Raw genomic sequence first — 17,833 nt, forward strand, 5'->3', positions numbered from 1 at the left:
GTGTGATCGTGAGGATGAACGGCAAGATATGGGTGAGATGGCTATTTCTCTCAAAAATGTCTCGAAATGTTTTAAGCGGTATGATCGTCCGGTCGATCGCTTGAAAGAACTTTTGCTGCCCGGAAGAAGTAGAGCAACCGAATTTTGGGCACTGCAAAATATTAGTTTAGAAATTGGTCAAGGAGAAACTTTAGGAATTGTTGGGCAAAACGGGGCCGGCAAAAGTACACTGCTGCAAATCATTGCTGGAACGTTAACGCCCACCACTGGCACCGTAGAAGTCAAAGGTCGAATCTCTGCACTGCTCGAACTAGGAAGTGGTTTCAACCCAGAATTTACGGGGCGGCAGAACGTATTTTTTAACGGGCGACTTTTGGGTTTGAGTCGCGCAGAAATCGAAGATAGATTCGACGATATCGCTAAATTTGCAGATATTGGAGACTTTATTAACCACCCTGTCAAAACATACTCAACCGGGATGTTTATTCGCCTGGCGTTTGCAGTAGCGGTGAGTTCTGATCCTGATATTTTGATTGTCGATGAAGCATTAGCTGTTGGAGACATCTACTTTCAACAGAAATGTTTTGAAAGAATCAGAAAACTGCAAAATTCGGGGACGACACTACTTTTCGTTTCTCACGATCCTACTTCTGTTTATAAGCTCTGCGACTCAGCAATCTTGTTTGAGTCAGGAAACGTAATTTTGAAGTCCACACCTAGACAAGTATTGGATTTATATGAAGCAAATTTGCTCAAGAGAAGTGATACCCGTCCTGATGCGTTAGAGATTCAAACTTCTCCTCTTAGCGCCTCGCTGGAATTGATCAATGACTCTTCTGAGGAAGAGGTTGCGGTGGTCACTCCTGAAGTCAAAATTCAGTCAGTTAAACTGTTAGATGCTGACGATCGCCCTACTGAGTCGATCGTCAGTGGGCAATTCGTTCAAGTCTCCATCAACATTTTGTTTCTTCAAGCTTTTGACGACCCGATCGTTGGCTTCAAAATTAGAGATAAAACAGGAGCAACTATCTTTGTTGATCACACTTTCAACATGGATCAGCATATTGGACAGGTCAGCAAAAACACTTCTATCAACGTGCGGTTTCAGTTTCAAGTGCCATTGAGTGAAGGCGAATATACGGTCACAATTGGAATTGCAGATAGCGGATATGGTGAAGGGCAATTTGAGCGTGCTTTAGCTTATGTCCACAACACTGCGGTTTTGAAAATACTTTGTGACAAAGAGGCAAGTCGTTGGGGAGGAATTGTAAACCTTAACCCAACTGTGAAGATTTACAGGCAGGCCCATGTTTGAAGCGATTATTGAGCAATTTCAACAGGCAACGTACGACTTTCGAGACACGGCGAATCCTCAAGATCCGCTAATTCATTTATTTGATGAGTGGTTAGAGTATTATCGGTTGAAATGGGCGATCGCCCACGTTCTGAAGCCCACTTCAATTTTAGAAGTCGGCGTGCGGTTTGGCTATTCTGCTGCGGCATTTTTGCAGGGCAGTCCTGAAGCAACCTTTGTCGGCATTGATCTAGATACCGATACTTTTGGCGGCACAAAAGGCGCAGTCCAATGGGCAGAAAAAATTACGCAGTCCTTTAGGGCAGAGTTTGTAATTGCCGACAGTCAGCAGATGGATCGGTTTCCGGGCGGCATCTACGACTTGATCCATGTCGATGGTCAGCAAGACGGGGCTGGGTCGTTCCACGATTTGCGACTGGCTATCAAGCAAGCCCATTATGTTTTAGTGGATGGCTATTTTTGGACTCCTCAAAACTATACCGCTGTCAGTGATTTTCTCTACCGCTATGCAGGCGTTCTAGAGTTTTATGGGGTGATTCCTGGCTATGCAGGTGAACTGTTGATCAAAGTTTCTGACCAGTATTTGGCAGAGGTCAGTCAGGGCATTCACGACTCGGTGAGAGAAAGTACAACCATTCGCCAAACCTACACCAGCGACTATTACACCTTGGACTGTGGCGGCTATGACTCCTACAAACAATACCAGGGCAAAAAACTCGCAGATCCGAGACTTCAGGCAGTGGCTGCGATCGCAGGCATCAAGACCCAGGGCAGATTTCTAGATTTGGGCTGCGGACGAGGTGAACTTGCCTACCACTTCGCTCAAAAAGGTTTCACTGTCACCGCAATTGATTATTCACAAGCTGCGATCGACCTGGCAGAAAACTGCTTCGTTGGAGAACCAGAACTGAGAAAAAACGTCGAGTTTCAGTGTGATGATGTCTGCACTGCCCCGCTCAAAGGTCACTACGATGTGGCGATCGCCTCCGATGTGATCGAGCATCTTTCTGTCGCGGAGGTCGATCAACTCTATCAACGAGTTTCAGAGCATCTCACCCCAGACGGACTGTTTATTCTGCACACCTATCCCAACCTCTGGTACTACAAATACGACTACCCGCGTAAAAGAAAAATTGCGGCTTCAGTCGGGGCTTATTTGTCGATCGAACCCCGGACTCGCTACGAAATGCTGATGCATATTAATGAGCAGTCTCCCCAAAGTCTCAAGCGACAGTTGCAGCAGCAGTTTCAGTATGTTCTGCTCTGGTTTGGCAATCCGGCTGATCCGGGCGGCAGTCTGTTGAGCAAGTTTTCGATCGCTCAGATGCGATCAGCTCCCAGTTTGTTTGCGATCGCTTCCCATCAACCCATTTCCCCAGAGCAGGTGAGGGCTTGCTTACAAGGTCGCTCTGTGACTCCAACAGGATCTCCAGCCATGAACACGACATTGCCAGCAGCCACCCCGATTGAGAGTGACTCCTCAAGTGCTTTAGTTAGCGTAGGCGAAATGACAGACAGTCAGTCTACCCAAGCACTCCACTTGGGGGACCACCTCAGCACTGCCACGGTCAGCCATCTAGAAGCAGTGCTCGACAACGCCGAGTCCAAATCTCAAATTCGCACAGCGCTTCCGACTCGGTTCAATCATTTTCCATTCAACATCAGCCAACCGCTTCAGAAATTTGCCTTAAAACTCTACTCATTTCTATTCAAAGAACAACGAGCTATCAACTTTTCTCTAGTTGAAGCGCTTAGAGAATCTTTGAGAATGAATCAGCAGTTCAGCAAACAATTGACTGCTCTAGAAATGGAATCAAGAGAAACGTCTCAGAATTTAGCCGTTCTTGATTCTCAACTTTCTTCTCTCAACGCTAGTCTCAAGGAAACCGCAGATGAAGAACGCTCTCTTGATACGTTCTATGCCGTTTTTGAAGACAACTATCGAGGCAGCCGCGAAGAAATTTCGAGACGGCTGGAGGTGTATCTCCCGTTAGTTGAAGCCGCAAATATCGGCAGCGATGATTCTGCAATTCTGGATGTCGGCTGTGGGCGCGGCGAGTGGCTAGAGCTGCTTCAAGAAGCTGGACGGAAAGCGCGAGGCTTAGATATTAATCAGATCATGGTTGGTCAGTGCCGATCGAGAGGATTGGAAGTTGCAGAAGGAGATCTGATTGAATATTTGGAGAGCTTGCCCGATGGTAGTTTGGGTGCAGTCACCGGATTTCATATTATTGAACATCTCCCTTTTCCAGTTCTCATGAAGCTGTTTCGGGAAACGGTCAGAGTGCTCAAACCTGGAGGATTGGCGATTTTTGAAACGCCAAATCCCCATAACTTTTTCGTCAGCACCCACAATTTTTATCTTGACCCGACCCATCTCAAGCCTCTGCCTGCTTCTTTAATGAAGTTCATCGCCGAGCAACAGGGATTGACAAATGTGCAGATCATGGAGCTTCGCCCTCACCCCGAAAGTGCCCACATTGTTGAGAAATATCAGGCGATCGGGGTAGAGTTGGCAGAGATTTTGGGTCAGCATTTCTATGGGTCAGGAGATTACGGAGTGATCGGCTACAAACCGTAATTGGGTGAAAATATCTGAGCAGGGAACAGGTAAAGGATCTTGATTGCAGATGTAGCGACCATTAGTTATTAACATCAACTATCGGTGTGTGAGGGTATGGGCACCAAATCATCTTTGAGAATTGCTGTGGATATGCTTTCTGTGCTTTCAAATGGCGAAAATGGAGGTTCTAAAGTCTTAGTCTTGACTCTCTTTAAGCAACTGCAAACCTTGGCTCCCCAATATAGGTTCTTTTTACTCACGGCTCCTTGGAATCATGCAGAACTGCTGGAGTATGAGACTGCCAACACCCAATGTATTCCGATTGGCTCTTCAGCTCCGCCTGCTGATTCTCCGCCTAGCGATCTTAGGGCTATTCGGTTTCTAAACAAGGTAAAGCGTAAAATTCGAGGCAAGCTGAAACGATTTTATCCAAAGAAATCTCTGCTAAAAGAGTACGAAATTGACTTACTTTTTTGTCCTTTTTCAGCCACAAATTCCGCAGAGAAGGGTATTCCAACCGTTGCGATTGTCTATGATTTGCAGCATTTAGACTACCCCAGTTTTTTCACCGATGAAGAACGGCAGCAGCGAGATCTCTTTCTCGGTAATCTACTGAAAGTCGCTCAAAAGTTGATCTGCATTTCAGAGTTTAGCCGTCAATCTTTTTTGACCAAGCTGAATGCGCCCGCTGAGAAATTATCCGTTATTCATATCTCGGTTCACGATCGTTGGGCAGGTTTAGACCCAGCAACTGTCATGGAAAATCTTCAGGAATTGGGGTTGGACGATCGCAATTATGCCTTCTATCCGGCTAACTATTGGCCCCACAAAAATCATCGAATGCTGTTGGCTGCCTACGAAATTTATCAGAAGAATTTTCCAGACAACACGCTGAATCTAGTTTTCACCGGGGCACTCAAGCAGGAAGAACAAAAGCTTCGAGAGATGGTTGCAGAAGCTGGACTGAGCGATCGCGTTCATTTTCTCGGATACTTGGGTGAAGCTCAACTAGAATCAGTTTGGAGAGGATGTCAATTTTTGGTCTTTCCGTCGCTGTACGAAGGCTTCGGAATTCCTATTTTGGAAGGAATGGTTTTTGGTAAACCAGTGCTGTCGAGTACTGCGGGAAGCCTGCCAGAAGTCGGAGGCGATGCCGTGATTTATTTTGATCCAAAAAACCCTGAAGAATTGGCAGATTGCTTATCTCAAATTGATCGTAACGAAGCTACTGCGATCAATTTGATTGACAAAGGCTACGAACGGCTAAAACTGTTTGAATCAGAAAAAATGGTGCAGGAATATCTCGAAGTATTTTCGGAAGTTGTCCGCAAGCAGACGCACAGGAATAGACTGACATAGTATATACTCATTCAGGTACTTTTTCGATTCGTCAACACCCTTCATCACCTGTGAGCTTAAAATTCAGCGTTATTACCCCTTCATACTCCCAAGGTCGTTTCATTGAACGCACCATTCAGAGCGTCTTAAAACAAGATGCTGATATTGAGTATGTCATCTGTGACGGTGGCAGTAAAGATGAAACGGTGGAGATTTTGAAGCGGTATGAAGATCGACTGCGCTGGGTGTCGGAACCCGATCGCGGGCAGTCAGATGCCGTTAATAAAGGCCTTGCTATGACTAAGGGCGAGATCATCGCCTGGATCAACTCCGATGACGTTTACTATTCAGGTGCTTTTAGGCAAGTTCAAGCAGTTTTTGAAGCGCATCCAGAGGTAGAAATTATCTACGGAAACGCCGATTATATTGATGAATACGATCGCCTGATTGAGCCTTATCCAACAGAAGCTTGGAACTATAAACGACTCACTAGAGTCTGTTATCTCTGTCAGCCTGCTGTGTTTTTCCGACGGAGTTTAGTCGAGAAGTATGGAAACTTAGATGTTGCCTTAGACTACTGCATGGATTATGAGTTGTGGTTGCGTTATGGAAAGCACATCAAATTCTACTATTTGCCTAAAAAACTAGCCGCTTCAAGACTGTATAAGACCAACAAAACTCTAGGACAAAGACTCGCCGTTTGTACCGAAATCAACGATATGCTGCGTCGTGAGATTGGCATTGTTCCGAGCCACTGGATTTTCTGCTACTCTCATGTGAAGTTAGATCAAACGTTGAAACTGGATCGAACCCAACCAGAACAGGAACGGCAGTTCATCAACGAATTAGTCAAAATTAGCTTCTGGTCATACTGGCACTGGAAAAGTTTGATTTCTCCCAAAGCAATCACCAAAATTTTTCTTTGGTGGGTTGCTGCTAATGCGATCGTCCTCAAAACTCCAATTCGGAAGGGGCGAAGTGTGCTGAAAAGAGTTGCTCAACCCGTTTACGAAACTTTGACAAATCCTCTATATAAAAGAATCAAAAGCGAAGTAGTAAATGAAGTTCATAATGAAGTTCATCAAGAGCTAAAACGGATTCGTCAAAATAATTTGGAGGCTCAGAAAACCCATTTAGAACTGCAAAGTCAACTTGCTCAAAAGCTAGCAGACGAATTAATTCACATTTATATGATCGTCATTGATGTAAAGCATCAACAATCAAACGAAAAGTTGAATGTCACTGTTCTCGATGAGTTAGCAAAGCTTCGTGAGAGCATTCAAGATTTGAGTATGACAAAGAACAATGACAGAGAATGATCGTCTTCCAAAAGTTAGTATCGTTACGCCTTCTTATAACCAGGGAAAGTTCATTGAGAAAACGATCGCCAGCGTTGTAGCCCAGAGTTATTTGAACATTGAGTATGTTGTGGTAGATGGTCTCTCAACAGACGAAACGATATCGATTCTTGAGCGATATCAAGAATTAATCGACACCACAATTATTGAGGCAGATGAAGGTCAAACAGATGCTTTAAATAAAGGGTTTAAGTATTGCAGTGGTGATATTATTGCCTATCTCAATTCTGATGATTGCTACGCCAACTCAGACACTATTGCCACCGTTGTAAACTACTTCAATCAGCACCCCGACGTTGACGTTCTCTACGGGCAAAGGCATTCGATTGACGAAGACGGCTGTTTCCTTCACTGCGATCCTTATCGACCTTTCTCAGAGCAAAATTTTTATTTGAGCGACTTTATTCCCCAAGAATGTACATTTTGGAGAAGAAGCATCTTCGAGAAGGCGGGTGCTTACGTAGATACTGAATTTAAGTTTGCAATGGACTATGAACTATTTCTACGCTTTCTCAAGAACGGGGCGAAATTTCTAGCTATTCAAGAAGTGGTGGGATTGTTCAGAGAGTATCCCTCCCAAAAATCAGCTCACTTATGGCATTCAACAGGGCTTCCTGAAATTGCCAAATTGCATCAGCTTTATCTAGGAAGACAACTAGAAGAAACTGAAATGATTAACTATAATAAGGAGCATTTCTATAGAGTGAATCCAGGGCACTTTCCAGAAATTTTTGAGTTTTACGAAAACTTTTGGCACGTTCTGATTGCTCACAGAATCAATGTTCTTAAGCACAAGCCCATTGATGAATGGATGTTTCATATACAGGAAGTTCACCAAATTTTTAGCGATCGCAAAGCGCACAAACTTCTGGCTTTTTAGTCGATCGTTCAATCCGACGGGGCACGGCCTGCCATGCCCCTACGCTTTTTGTACAGGCATGGCACGGCATTGCCCTCATGCGGATTTGTTACAGGAAGGTCGATCGCGCCCAAGTTTGAAGTTTTGGTAAAGAGGTCTGAATGTTGTACGTTTATGTGTAAACAGCTAAGTAGAGTTCAGCAAACTTGAAAAAAGTGCAAAAAAAAGCTCTCATCACAGGACTCACAGGTCAAGACGGTTCATATCTAGCTGAACTTCTTTTGAGCAAAGGCTATCAAGTTTTTGGTCTGGTTCGTCGCTCTAGCTCTGGGAAGGTCGATCGCATTCGTCATCTCTCTGGCGAAGTCACGATTCTCTCTGGCGATTTGCTCGATCAATGTTCGCTGATGGATGCGATCGAACAGTCTCAGCCCCACGAAATTTACAATCTGGCTTCTCAAAGTTATGTGCCCATCTCTTGGACTCAACCCGCACTCACGGCAGAATATACGGCTTTGGGAGTTTCTCGATTGTTAGAGTCGATTCGTCGCTGCCACCCTAGCTCACGGTTTTATCAGGCTTCGAGCAGTGAGGTGTTTGGCCAGCCCGACGAGTCTCCTCAAACTGAGCGAACAGCGTTCCGTCCTCGCAACCCCTATGGAGTCGCTAAAGCCTACGCTCACTGGATGACCATCAACTACCGCCAGCAGTATGGTTTGTATACTTGCTGTGGAATCACCTATACTCACGAGTCGCCTCGCCGAGGCACAGAATTTGTGTTTCGCAAAATTACGCAGGGAGCCGCTCGGATCAAACTAGGGCTGGCAAGTGAGTTAAAACTGGGCAACTTAGAAGCGCGGCGCGATTGGTGTTATGCCAAAGATGCCGTTCATGCGATGTGGCTCATGCTTCAACAAGATCAGCCCGACGATTACATTATTGCCAGTGGTGAAACGCACTCGGTTAAAGAGCTTGTAGAGTGTGCGTTTGGATGTGTTGGGCTGCGCTGGCAAGACTATGTTTCGGTTGACCCGTCTTTTTATAGACCCGACGAAGCCGTGCAATTGGTCGGTTCGATCGACAAAATCTGTAAGCAATTAAGCTGGCAGCCTCAATATCCGTTTGAGCAGTTGGTGGAGTTGATGGTTGACCACGATCTCAAAGAACTGACAGACCGCAAAGCCTAGAATGGTGACTTGATCAGAAAGTTTTTTGAACGATGTTGAAGATTACGATCGATGCCACTCCGTTGTTGCCAAAACCCAGTGGCATCGGGTTATATGTTGCGGGGTTAGTTCAGGCATTAGAGAGCTTGAAATCTGAGGAAGCTTTTGAGCTAGATGTAGTTTATCAACCAGGGCTAAAAAACTGGTTGAAGGGTAATCTTTCGTTTCCAGAACATCTTAGAAGTTATTCAAACCTCCGATTATTTCCGTTTCCGGTCAGACTAACCAATTCTTTTGTTCAATTTCCTGGCTTATTCATTCCTTATTTTGAACGCTGTTTTGGCGCTCCAGATATTGTGCATGGAACAAACTACACTGTTTTTCCGTTTCGGCACAGTCAGCGAGTGATGACTATCTATGATTTGACGTTTATTCGCTATCCTCACTACACAAATTCGACGGTTGGCGCTTATGCGGAGCGAGTTAAAAAATGTCTCCAGTGGACAGATTTAATCTTCACGATCTCGCAAAGTTCTAAAAACGATATTGTCGATTATCTAGGAGTGAATCCTGACAAAATTTGTGTAACTCCTTTAGCAAGTCGATATAGCGTTGATCCTAGCTTTAATTGTTCGCCAAAAGAGTCTATCCATTACGATTTTTCAAAGCCTTATATTTTATTTGTGAGCACGATCGAGCCTCGCAAAAATATTATTAATCTGATAGAAGCTTTCGATTATTTAAAGCAAAAATACCGCCTTGATCATGACCTGATATTAATTGGTCAGAAAGGATGGTTATATGAGCCAATCTTTGAGCGAATGGCGCGATCGCCCTACCAAAAATCAATTCATCATTTGAGCTATCTCTCTGATCAGCTAGTTGCTTTGTTCTATTCTAAAGCGGATGTTTTTGTCTACCCTTCTTACTATGAAGGGTTTGGAATGCCTGTTTTAGAAGCCATGACTCTAGGCGCACCCGTGGTCACTGCAAACACTTCTTCACTGCCTGAAGTTGCAGGCGATGCGGCGCTTTTTGTTGAGCCAAATGATGTGACTGGTTTAGCAGAGGCAATTTTACGGGTGGTCAGCGATTCTCACCTGCGGAATGAGTTGATCCAGAAGGGGCGCGATCGAGCGAGGTGCTATTCTTGGGAAAATACTGCCAGAGAAACGCTAAAAGCTTATAAACTGCTAATGTCGTAAATTGTTCAGGTCGTGTTTGATCAGCTACTCATCAACCTGTCTTTTTTAGCAGATAAACCCACAGGCCACACCGTCTATGCCAAAAATTTACTTCCTGGCTTGAGAAGTTTAAACCCGATATTGCTAACTTCGCAAAGTTTTCCTGATCATCGTTGTTACTCAATTCCTGATAATTTGACCCCCGATCAAGGAAGTAAAGGGCATCTTTCACGGCTTTTGTGGACTCAACTTAAGCTACCAAACCTTTACAAAAAGCTGAAAGCGAGTCTGTTATTTTCTCCCATTCCTGAAGCTCCACTTTTCACCAATCTTCGTTATGTGGTCACATTGCATGACTTGATTCCGCTTCGGTTTCCAAGGGCTTCATCTCCTCTAACGCCTTATTTCAAATATTATGTTCCTCAGGTGTTATCTCAAGCCGAACAGATTATTTGTGATTCTGAAGCGACTGCAACAGATGCCATAAATTTCTTTGACATTTCCGTTAAAAAAACCACGGTGATTCCCTTAGCTTATGATGCTGATCATTTTCGCTGTTTAGATTTACCAACGCGCAATTATTTCTTATATTTGGGTCGCCATGATGCTTATAAAAACCTGCAACGAGTGATCAAAGCCTTTTCAAAACTGCCCAATCACTCTAGTTACGAGCTTTGGATCGCAGGGCCCTCTGATCAGCGCCACACTCCAATTTTAGTGAATCAGATCGCTAGCTTGGGTTTGACCGAGCAAGTTAAGTTTTTGAGTTATGTCCCTTATGACGAGTTGCCGATCGTGTTAAATCAAGCGATCGCGCTCGTGTTTCCAAGTTTGTGGGAGGGATTTGGTTTGCCGATTTTAGAAGCTATGGCCTGTGGAACCCCGGTGATCACCTCAAATCTGTCATCAATGCCAGAAGTCACGGGAGAAGCCGCGCTGTTGGTTGATCCCTATAATGTGGGAGCGATCGCCGATGCTCTACGCCAAGTCAGTAGCGACTCCAACTTGAGAACCCACTTACGTCAACTCAGCCTCGACAGAGCCAGTCAATTTAGTTGGGCAAAGACCGCAGACGCAACGGCTACCATTCTCAAGCAATTTCTGTAAATAGGTTTTAGAACTGAACCGCCGCTCTAATCTCGTGAGATTAAAAGAATAACGCCACAAATAATCAACCCCATACCTGCAACGCGAGTCAGCGGAATTGGCTCGTCAAAAATAAATTTGCCCATCAGAACGGCAAAGATATATTGCAGAGCCACCGCCGGGCCCAAAACGCTTAGTTTCACACGAGTCAGCAGCAAGATATAGAGAACTGCGCCAACCCCATAGAAAACCAGACCGATCAAAAGTTCAGGCGTTGTGGCAATGCTAAGGACGTGACCCAGAAAGTTTCCAGTGTTTACTCGTCCTAGCTTTTGCGCTCCTGTCTTTAAAAAAAACTGTCCGGCTGTGCCTGCGGCGATCGACATCAAAAAGAAAGCAAACTCTTGAAAGGTCACGAGAAATCCTTCGGTGAGACTTTATTGAATGGGTTCGAGTCAGAGATTTCAAGACCTAGGAAAATATCTTAAAATCTCCGAGAACTATAACTCAAACAGTTAGGGAAAAATCAGAATTTTGTAGGTTTCTGGCGTTGGAGTGATTGCCCGATCGACCGCCATTGCCAAATCTTTGAGCGGGTAGCGATCGCTGATCAGCGCATCGACATCAATTCGACGGTTAAACACAATCTCTGCCGCCAGTGATTGCACTCGATAAGACGAACTATAGCTGCCCATCAAATCAATTTCTCGGCGATATAAAATATTGGGATTAATCGGAATCTCCAACTCATCAGGAAACTCTGCAAAAAAGAGAATTTTGCCGCCTTTACGAGTGCAATCCAATGCTTGAAAAAAAGCTTTGTCACTGGGAACCGCCAGCAAACTGACATCTACGCCCATGCCCTGAGTCAGTGAGTGAATTTTATTCACTAGATTTGGGTCACGAGCATCGAATGCGGCATCGGCTCCGACATTGAGGGCTTTTTCCATCCGAGAGGGCATCAGATCGGTGGAGATTGCCCGCGCTCCAAAATATTTCACCAACATGATGAACATGAGTCCGATCGGGCCTGCACCCGTCACCAAAACGGTTTGACCTGGAGCAATTTGCGCTTTTTTGACGGCCTTTAAACAGCAATTGGTCGGTTCTACAAAACTGGCTTGCTCAAAGGTCACATCGTCGGGAATGATCATCAGTCCCCCGTTGCGAACAATGTGACCGGGGACTTTCACATACTCGGCAAAGCCGCCACCGCTGGGCGCAAATCCGGCTGTGGTCGTGATGTTTTTGTAGACCTCACACATTGAGAAATTTTCGTTAAGGCAGTAAGCGCAGTGCATACAGGGAATGTGATGTAGGACGACGACACGATCGCCCATCTGCCATTTTTGCACCTCAGACCCGATGGCAGCGATCGTGCCAGCAGTCTCGTGTCCAAAAATTCGCGGCGGCTCATAAAGCGGATATTTGATCTTCTTAATATCCGACTGACACAAGCCTACGACCTGAACCTGCACTAAAACCTCATCTGCTCCGATCTCTGGCAGTGGCACCTCTTCATAACTTAGTTGGTCAACTCCCCGAAATACCTGCGCTTTCATCAGTCAAATCCCTTGAATAACTCTCCGATAGTGACTTTACCATTAGCGAGAGAGCCGCATGAATATGAGGTAATAAAGAGAAGACCCTCATCCCCAACCCTGTTCCTGCATTGGCATAGTTTCCCGGACATTCAAGATAATCGCTTCTCCCCAAGGAGAAGCGAGAAGGGAGAAAATTAGGCTCTGGTCCCCCTCTCGCCCTTGTGGGAGAGGGGCTGGGGGAGGGGTAAAGTCTCTCGCGACAATGAAACTGCCCTACGTCGGATTGAACTATCTCGGCTTGGCTCAAAGACGAGGATCAACGGGTTCGCTTTCTAGTGCCAGAATGCCAAACACGCATTCGTGAACGCGACGGAGCGGCTCTTTGGCAACAAATCGTTCTAGTGCCTCAACACCGAGGGCAAATTCTCTCAGCGCCAGCGATCGCTTCGCCGACAAGCCACGCTGCCGCAATCGCTCTAAGTTTGCAGGCATCGAATACTCTGCGCCATAGATAATTCGCAAATATTCTTGACCTCGACACTTCACCGCAGGCTGAATTAAGCCCCGATCGCGCTGAACCACAAAATCCAGTGGTTTGATCACCATTCCTTCTCCACCTTGCTGGGTGAGGGTTTGCCACCAATTTTCTCCTGCCTCTTGGCTCGTCGGGTCGTTCAGATCCACAACCTGATAGGCGGTTGCTATTAATAGCTGTGGATCGGCTTGAGCAATCTTAGCAATGTGGTGCAAATGCCAAAGGTGAGTTTTGTCTAGATGCACGGCTCCCTCGGTGGCGAGAATGTGGAAGGGAGCCAACTTGAGATCGGCGATCGTGTTAACTGACCAGCAATAGCGACGATAAGCCGCTACATAGCGATCGGCGAGGTGCGATCGCTGCTGATAGTGTTGCAGATGAGACTCGACCTCTACGCCTCGCTGTTGGGCTTGTTTGAGCAGCGCCACGGCATCAGTGAGCGCAACTCGTGCTGCCCGTCCAACCGGAGCGTATTGCTCTCGCAGAAGTCCTTGGGCTTTTGCTGACCAGGGCATCAGTTCGCAGTCGAGACACACCCAATCGGTTTGAAATTCTTCCCAAAAGCCACTATTTGAGAGGGCGGTTTGTACGCGGGTCAAAAATTCGGCTTCTAGGGCGGAGTTGTCAAAAAATTGCCGTCCGGTGCGGGTGTAGCAGATGCCTACACTGCCATCGGTGACTCCAAAGCGTTTGCTGGCAGCTTCGATGTTTTGACAGACGATCGTGACTGCTCGTGACCCCATGTGTTTCTCTTCGCAGACCACTTGGGCGATGCCTTGCTTGCGATAATAGGCAAACGCTTGGGCAGGATGCTCTAAAAACTCAGGTTGAGTGGAAGTCTCGACGGGCGACATGGTAGGCGGCAAATAAATCAGCCATTTTGGATTGGCGGCGAATCGACTGATCACTTCTAAAGCGGCGATCGCGTTCTCTTCTCGAATCGTGATGTTGCGCTGCAATCGGGTGGAAATGATCCGTTTGCCCAACACATCGGTAATGTCTAACACGCCATCGACTTCTTGTTGAGGCGTTAATTCACCCGCGGCTTGAGGAACGATGAGCGGTCGGATCGGTTCGCAGTAGACGCGATCGGCAGGAACCGACACCAATTGTTTTTCGGGATAGCGCAACGCCGTTAGTCTTCCGCCAAAAACGCAGCCCGTATCAATGTTGAGGGTGTTGTTTAGCCAAACAGGTTCGGGAATCGGCGTGTGTCCATAGACTACCATTGCGGTGCCCCGATATTCAGATGCCCAGTTATAGCGAACGGGCAGCCCAAATTCGTCGATTTCTCCGGTGGTTTCTCCATACAGCGCAAATTCTCGAACTTGCCCCGAACCGCGTCCTTGATAGGCTTGCTTCATGCCAGCGTGGGCGACGACCAGACGGCCTTCGTCTAGCACGTAATGACTCACGAGCGAATCGAGAAATTTTTGAAGGTCTTGCACAAAGGGCGATCGAGTTTCCTCTGATAACGCCTCAATTTCGGCGAGGCTTTGCTCTAACCCGTGATTAACTCGAACGTTTTGACCTTTGAGCTTTCGCAGCAGCTTGGAGTCGTGATTGCCAGGAACGCAGAGCGCATCGCCCGTAGCAACCATGTTGGCAACGAGTTTTAAAGTATCGAGAATTCGGGTGCCGCGATCGACCAAATCTCCTAAGAAAACAGCTTTTCGTCCCTGCGGATGCCGATAGCTGGCAAAGTCCGCAAATTGGCGACTTTCTGCGGTGGGTATCGGATCGTATCCCAGCGTTTGCAACAGCGCTTCTAATTCATCGCAACATCCATGCACGTCACCGATGATGTCAAAGGGCCCGTGTTCGTGTTTGCGATTAGTCCACAGAGGTTGACGCTCGATCCTTGCTGATTGAATGTCTTCTAGCGTTGACAGAATGTGGACGTGACGAAATCCTTCCCGTTGTAATCCTTTCAACGATCGCTGAATATTTTGTACATGACGACGCACTACATGAGCACCAAAAGCACGATCGGGGCGTTGCTGATTGCGATCGTGGCAGAGTTTCTCAGATAAATTCAGCACGATCGCGACGGGAATGCAGTGATATTCACGAGCGAGTTTAATGAGCGTTTTACGATCGTCTGCCTGAGTGTTGGTGGCATCGATCACAGTCAGCTTTCCAGCGGCTAGTCGCTTTGCCGTAATGTAGTGCAGCACATCAAACGCATCGCGGGTGGCATCTTGGTTCGTTTCGTCGTCTGAGACCAGTCCGCGACACGTATCCGAGGAGATAATTTCGGTCGGCAAAAAGTGGCTGCGGGCAAACGTCGATTTACCAGAACCCGATGCGCCAATCAGCACGACTAAAGAAAGTTCAGGAACGGTTAATTTCATAGGACTGATTGCTCAAAAACTGCCATTTGGGTCGGTGAACCGACGATCGGATCGTTGCTGCCAATTCCTTCAAACCTAACGGTATATCCGAACTCTTGACCAACGCGATTTGCCCAAGTTTGAAGCTCCTGCCGAGTCCATTCAAAACGGTGATCTTTGTGACGTAGGGTGCCATTAGCGAGGGCAATAAATTTAACGTTATATTCCACATTTGGCGTGGTGACGATCGCGACTTTAGGGCGAGAAAACTCAAAAACTACGCGCTCAAGGGCTGCTAGTCGAGGCAAGTCTAAATGTTCAATCACTTCGATCAGGGTTGCGCCTTCATAGCCATCCCATCGGCGATCGCGGTAAGTCAGCGCCCCTTGCATGAGTTGAATTCGCTCTCGCTGTTTGGAGCCTAGCAATAATTGGTCAAGGCGTTTTTGGGCGGTTTCGAGCGATCGATACGAGACATCGATTCCAGTGATCTGCTCAAAGAAATTGTCTTTTGCTAAAACTCGCAGAAGGTTTCCTTCTCCACATCCTAAATCAATGACTCGTTTCACAGCACACTGTTTTAGCGTTGACGTAACCATCTCAAGTCGTTGCTGATTTAGACTAACCGATTTCTCAATATCAGCTTCTTCCTGATTGTGAGTGTCTTCAGCAACGTCTAAATTAGGTGTTTCCTCAACGATTAACTGAGCTAATGCAGCTTGTGTAAGAGTCCGTTCTCGTTTGAGATATTGTCGCGTAATCTGCACTTTCTCAGGATGTGTTGCTAACCATCCGTCTCCATGTTGCAACAGCTTCTCAATTTCTTCTTCTCCTACCCAATAGTGCTTATCCTCATCCAACACCGGAATCAGTACATAAAGATGACTCAATAGTTGTTTTAACTGTATTTTTGCATCTAACTCAACGCTAAAATAGCGACTCTCGCCCCATTCAGAAAACTGTTCGTCTAGCGAATGCTGTGTCGTCTTAACAGTGTATCCCAAAGGTTCAAATAGCTGATGCAAAAAATTCTGTCCTTGACGACAGGGCACCATCGATAGCGTTGCCTTTAGCGGAATTGCACGAGTCACCAAATCGGGGCGATCGTGACTTCGACCCGACAGCGCCGAGCCAAATATTTGAGCGATCGCCACACTCAAAAAAGATGACGCGACATAAGGGCGATCGTTGACATACTGATCCAGCGAAAAACCCGATTTACCTCGCACCAATCGTACCGGATCGATTTCTAACAGCAAAACGGCTGTGCAGCGATCGACCGTTGCTTCTGAATAAAAAACTTGTGCCTGCCCAAAAGACAAATCAAAAGTTTGACAACGATCGGGGTGTTTGTGCAGCAAATATCCTAAGTCGGTTGCTGGAGAATGGGTGGTGCTAATCGTCAGAAGCATGAGAGGTTTAGTGTCCGTTTTCAGTCTCGCTTTTTCGACTTTACTCTAGAATCTCTAACTTTAGGAATACTTAATCTTTATAACTTCTATCTCGGTCTATTCCTATAGATACTTTTTAATTATTTAGAACGCTGATCAAAAAGTGTTTTTCGTGGCGATCGTCACTCGATTAATCTCACATTTCATTCCTAACAAAAAAACGCTGTTCCCCCACAGTGCAGATACTAAGCTGGTTATACATTAATAGACTAGTAATCAATACAACGAATGTAGGCAGCCACCCATGTCAGATCAACCTAAATTAGAAGAGCAAGCCCTTTCAGAAGCACTCAAACTCGGACTGTCTAGCCAACTAGACGAAGCTGAAAATATAGGGGTGCGTATCGAAACTGATCTCCTAAAAGTGGTTCAAGGGAAAGTAGATTTTGTTGTGGTAGAAGGGCAAGGATTAACTATTCAAGAAAACATTCGTTTAGAGTCAGTAGAACTGCACACAAACCAGATTTCAATTAACCCTTTGAGTGCGCTTTTAGGAAATATAAAACTCGATCAACCCGTCGATACAACCGCACGAATTGTTCTCACCGAAGCAGATATTAATCAAGCTTTAAACTCAGATTATGTGAAAAGTAATCTGCCTCCTGTAGAACTTGATGTTGAAGGAAAACGAGTGACGATCGCCCTAGACTTCCCCCTGGAGATGCGTTTGCAAAGTGTTGGAAAAATTCATTTTAGTGGAGCAATCAGCATAAGCGAAGTGGGCGAAACCCGCTCAGTTACGTTCGCTGCCGTTGCGTGCCCTCGCACTGACACCCAGCCAATTTTGCTAGAAACCTTCTGCTGCGCCCCCGGACAGGGAGTTTCAATTCCCTTCATGATCGTCTTACTGAGCAAAGTTCAAGAACTCGTTCGTCAACCGTATTTTCAACTAGAAGGGGTTTCACTGCAAATCAAAACCATGCAAGTCGAACCGGGAAGTTTAACGGTAGAAGCTCAAATTCACGTCAACCAAATTCCTAATCTTTAGATTTGAGAAAAATTAAGCTTTCCTCGCTTTTTCTTCACCCGATTTTATAAATTTTCTTTGCATTGGTGGGAATCGGCACCGTGTCCTGGGAATCTTAACGAAGACACTTTAGG

At 46.0% G+C, this 17,833-nt stretch carries 13 protein-coding genes; 9 read left to right on the forward strand and 4 right to left on the reverse strand.

The features are described 5' to 3' along the window. Positions 1-37 precede the first annotated feature (37 nt). The 8 genes from C7B65_RS16705 to C7B65_RS16740 all read left to right on the forward strand — a co-directional run bounded on the left by C7B65_RS16705 (position 38) and on the right by C7B65_RS16740 (position 10,890). Positions 38-1,315, forward strand: coding sequence for an ABC transporter ATP-binding protein (locus tag C7B65_RS16705; protein WP_223257419.1), 1,278 nt, complete (start codon positions 38-40; stop codon positions 1,313-1,315). Then, positions 1,308-3,896, forward strand: a complete 2,589-nt coding sequence (locus tag C7B65_RS27880; protein ID WP_073073495.1) for a methyltransferase domain-containing protein — start codon at positions 1,308-1,310, stop codon at positions 3,894-3,896. The genes C7B65_RS16705 and C7B65_RS27880 overlap by 8 nt, the downstream gene beginning before the upstream one ends. Positions 3,897-4,028: 132 nt before the next feature. Beyond that, on the forward strand, positions 4,029-5,237 hold the full coding sequence (locus tag C7B65_RS16715) for a glycosyltransferase family 4 protein (protein ID WP_223257423.1): 1,209 nt from the start codon (positions 4,029-4,031) through the stop codon (positions 5,235-5,237). A gap of 50 nt (positions 5,238-5,287) precedes the next feature. Next, positions 5,288-6,535 carry a glycosyltransferase family 2 protein gene (locus tag C7B65_RS16720; RefSeq protein ID WP_073073500.1) on the forward strand — a complete coding sequence of 416 codons (1,248 nt, stop codon included), beginning with the start codon at positions 5,288-5,290 and terminating at the stop codon, positions 6,533-6,535. Continuing rightward, on the forward strand, positions 6,522-7,454 hold the full coding sequence (locus C7B65_RS16725) for a glycosyltransferase family 2 protein (RefSeq protein WP_073073502.1): 933 nt from the start codon (positions 6,522-6,524) through the stop codon (positions 7,452-7,454). Before C7B65_RS16720 ends, C7B65_RS16725 begins: the two co-directional genes overlap by 14 nt. 194 nt (positions 7,455-7,648) lie before the next feature. Further along, on the forward strand, positions 7,649-8,620 hold the full coding sequence (locus C7B65_RS16730) for a GDP-mannose 4,6-dehydratase (protein ID WP_073073593.1): 972 nt from the start codon (positions 7,649-7,651) through the stop codon (positions 8,618-8,620). Positions 8,621-8,652: 32 nt separating this feature from the next. Continuing rightward, positions 8,653-9,804, forward strand: a complete 1,152-nt coding sequence (locus tag C7B65_RS16735) for a glycosyltransferase family 4 protein (RefSeq protein WP_073073506.1) — start codon at positions 8,653-8,655, stop codon at positions 9,802-9,804. Between the two features lie 12 nt (positions 9,805-9,816). After that, positions 9,817-10,890 carry a glycosyltransferase family 4 protein gene (locus C7B65_RS16740; protein WP_073073507.1) on the forward strand — a complete coding sequence of 358 codons (1,074 nt, stop codon included), beginning with the start codon at positions 9,817-9,819 and terminating at the stop codon, positions 10,888-10,890. A 26-nt stretch (positions 10,891-10,916) separates the two neighbouring features. Here the strand turns inward: C7B65_RS16740 and C7B65_RS16745 are convergent, their stop codons facing one another. The 4 genes from C7B65_RS16745 to C7B65_RS16760 form a co-directional block, all read right to left on the reverse strand. Beyond that, positions 10,917-11,285, reverse strand: a complete 369-nt coding sequence (locus C7B65_RS16745; RefSeq protein ID WP_073073508.1) for an EamA-like transporter family protein — start codon at positions 11,283-11,285, stop codon at positions 10,917-10,919. A 99-nt stretch (positions 11,286-11,384) separates the two neighbouring features. Further along, positions 11,385-12,431: a zinc-dependent dehydrogenase gene (locus tag C7B65_RS16750; RefSeq protein ID WP_073073510.1), complete on the reverse strand. Its 1,047-nt coding sequence runs from the start codon at positions 12,429-12,431 to the stop codon at positions 11,385-11,387. A gap of 285 nt (positions 12,432-12,716) precedes the next feature. Continuing rightward, entirely contained in the window at positions 12,717-15,302 is a 2,586-nt protein-coding gene (locus C7B65_RS16755) for a polynucleotide kinase-phosphatase (protein WP_073073512.1), read from the reverse strand. Then, positions 15,299-16,693 carry a 3' terminal RNA ribose 2'-O-methyltransferase Hen1 gene (locus C7B65_RS16760; RefSeq protein WP_073073514.1) on the reverse strand — a complete coding sequence of 465 codons (1,395 nt, stop codon included), beginning with the start codon at positions 16,691-16,693 and terminating at the stop codon, positions 15,299-15,301. The genes C7B65_RS16755 and C7B65_RS16760 overlap by 4 nt, the downstream gene beginning before the upstream one ends. A gap of 283 nt (positions 16,694-16,976) precedes the next feature. On the opposite strand from C7B65_RS16760, the gene C7B65_RS16765 reads away from it, so the two are divergent. Beyond that, the gene (locus C7B65_RS16765; RefSeq protein ID WP_073073515.1) at positions 16,977-17,720 is read left to right on the forward strand and encodes an LmeA family phospholipid-binding protein; all 744 of its coding nucleotides are present in this window, start codon (positions 16,977-16,979) and stop codon (positions 17,718-17,720) included. Positions 17,721-17,833: the final 113 nt, after the last annotated feature.

The sequence above is a fragment of the Phormidesmis priestleyi ULC007 genome (assembly GCF_003003695.1).
Lineage (GTDB): Bacteria > Cyanobacteriota > Cyanobacteriia > Leptolyngbyales > Leptolyngbyaceae > Phormidesmis_A > Phormidesmis_A priestleyi_A.

Excerpts from the sequence above, each read along its gene's own strand:
- C7B65_RS16765 (WP_073073515.1), top strand. The coding sequence starts at position 16,977 with ATGTCAGATCAACCTAAATTAGAAGAGCAAGCCCTTTCAGAAGCACTC.
- C7B65_RS16755 (WP_073073512.1), bottom strand. The coding sequence starts at position 15,302 with ATGAAATTAACCGTTCCTGAACTTTCTTTAGTCGTGCTGATTGGCGCA.
- C7B65_RS16715 (WP_223257423.1), top strand. The coding sequence starts at position 4,029 with ATGCTTTCTGTGCTTTCAAATGGCGAAAATGGAGGTTCTAAAGTCTTA.
- C7B65_RS27880 (WP_073073495.1), top strand. The coding sequence starts at position 1,308 with ATGTTTGAAGCGATTATTGAGCAATTTCAACAGGCAACGTACGACTTT.
- C7B65_RS16735 (WP_073073506.1), top strand. The coding sequence starts at position 8,653 with ATGTTGAAGATTACGATCGATGCCACTCCGTTGTTGCCAAAACCCAGT.
- C7B65_RS16725 (WP_073073502.1), top strand. The coding sequence starts at position 6,522 with ATGACAGAGAATGATCGTCTTCCAAAAGTTAGTATCGTTACGCCTTCT.
- C7B65_RS16750 (WP_073073510.1), bottom strand. The coding sequence starts at position 12,431 with ATGAAAGCGCAGGTATTTCGGGGAGTTGACCAACTAAGTTATGAAGAG.
- C7B65_RS16760 (WP_073073514.1), bottom strand. The coding sequence starts at position 16,693 with ATGCTTCTGACGATTAGCACCACCCATTCTCCAGCAACCGACTTAGGA.
- C7B65_RS16705 (WP_223257419.1), top strand. The coding sequence starts at position 38 with ATGGCTATTTCTCTCAAAAATGTCTCGAAATGTTTTAAGCGGTATGAT.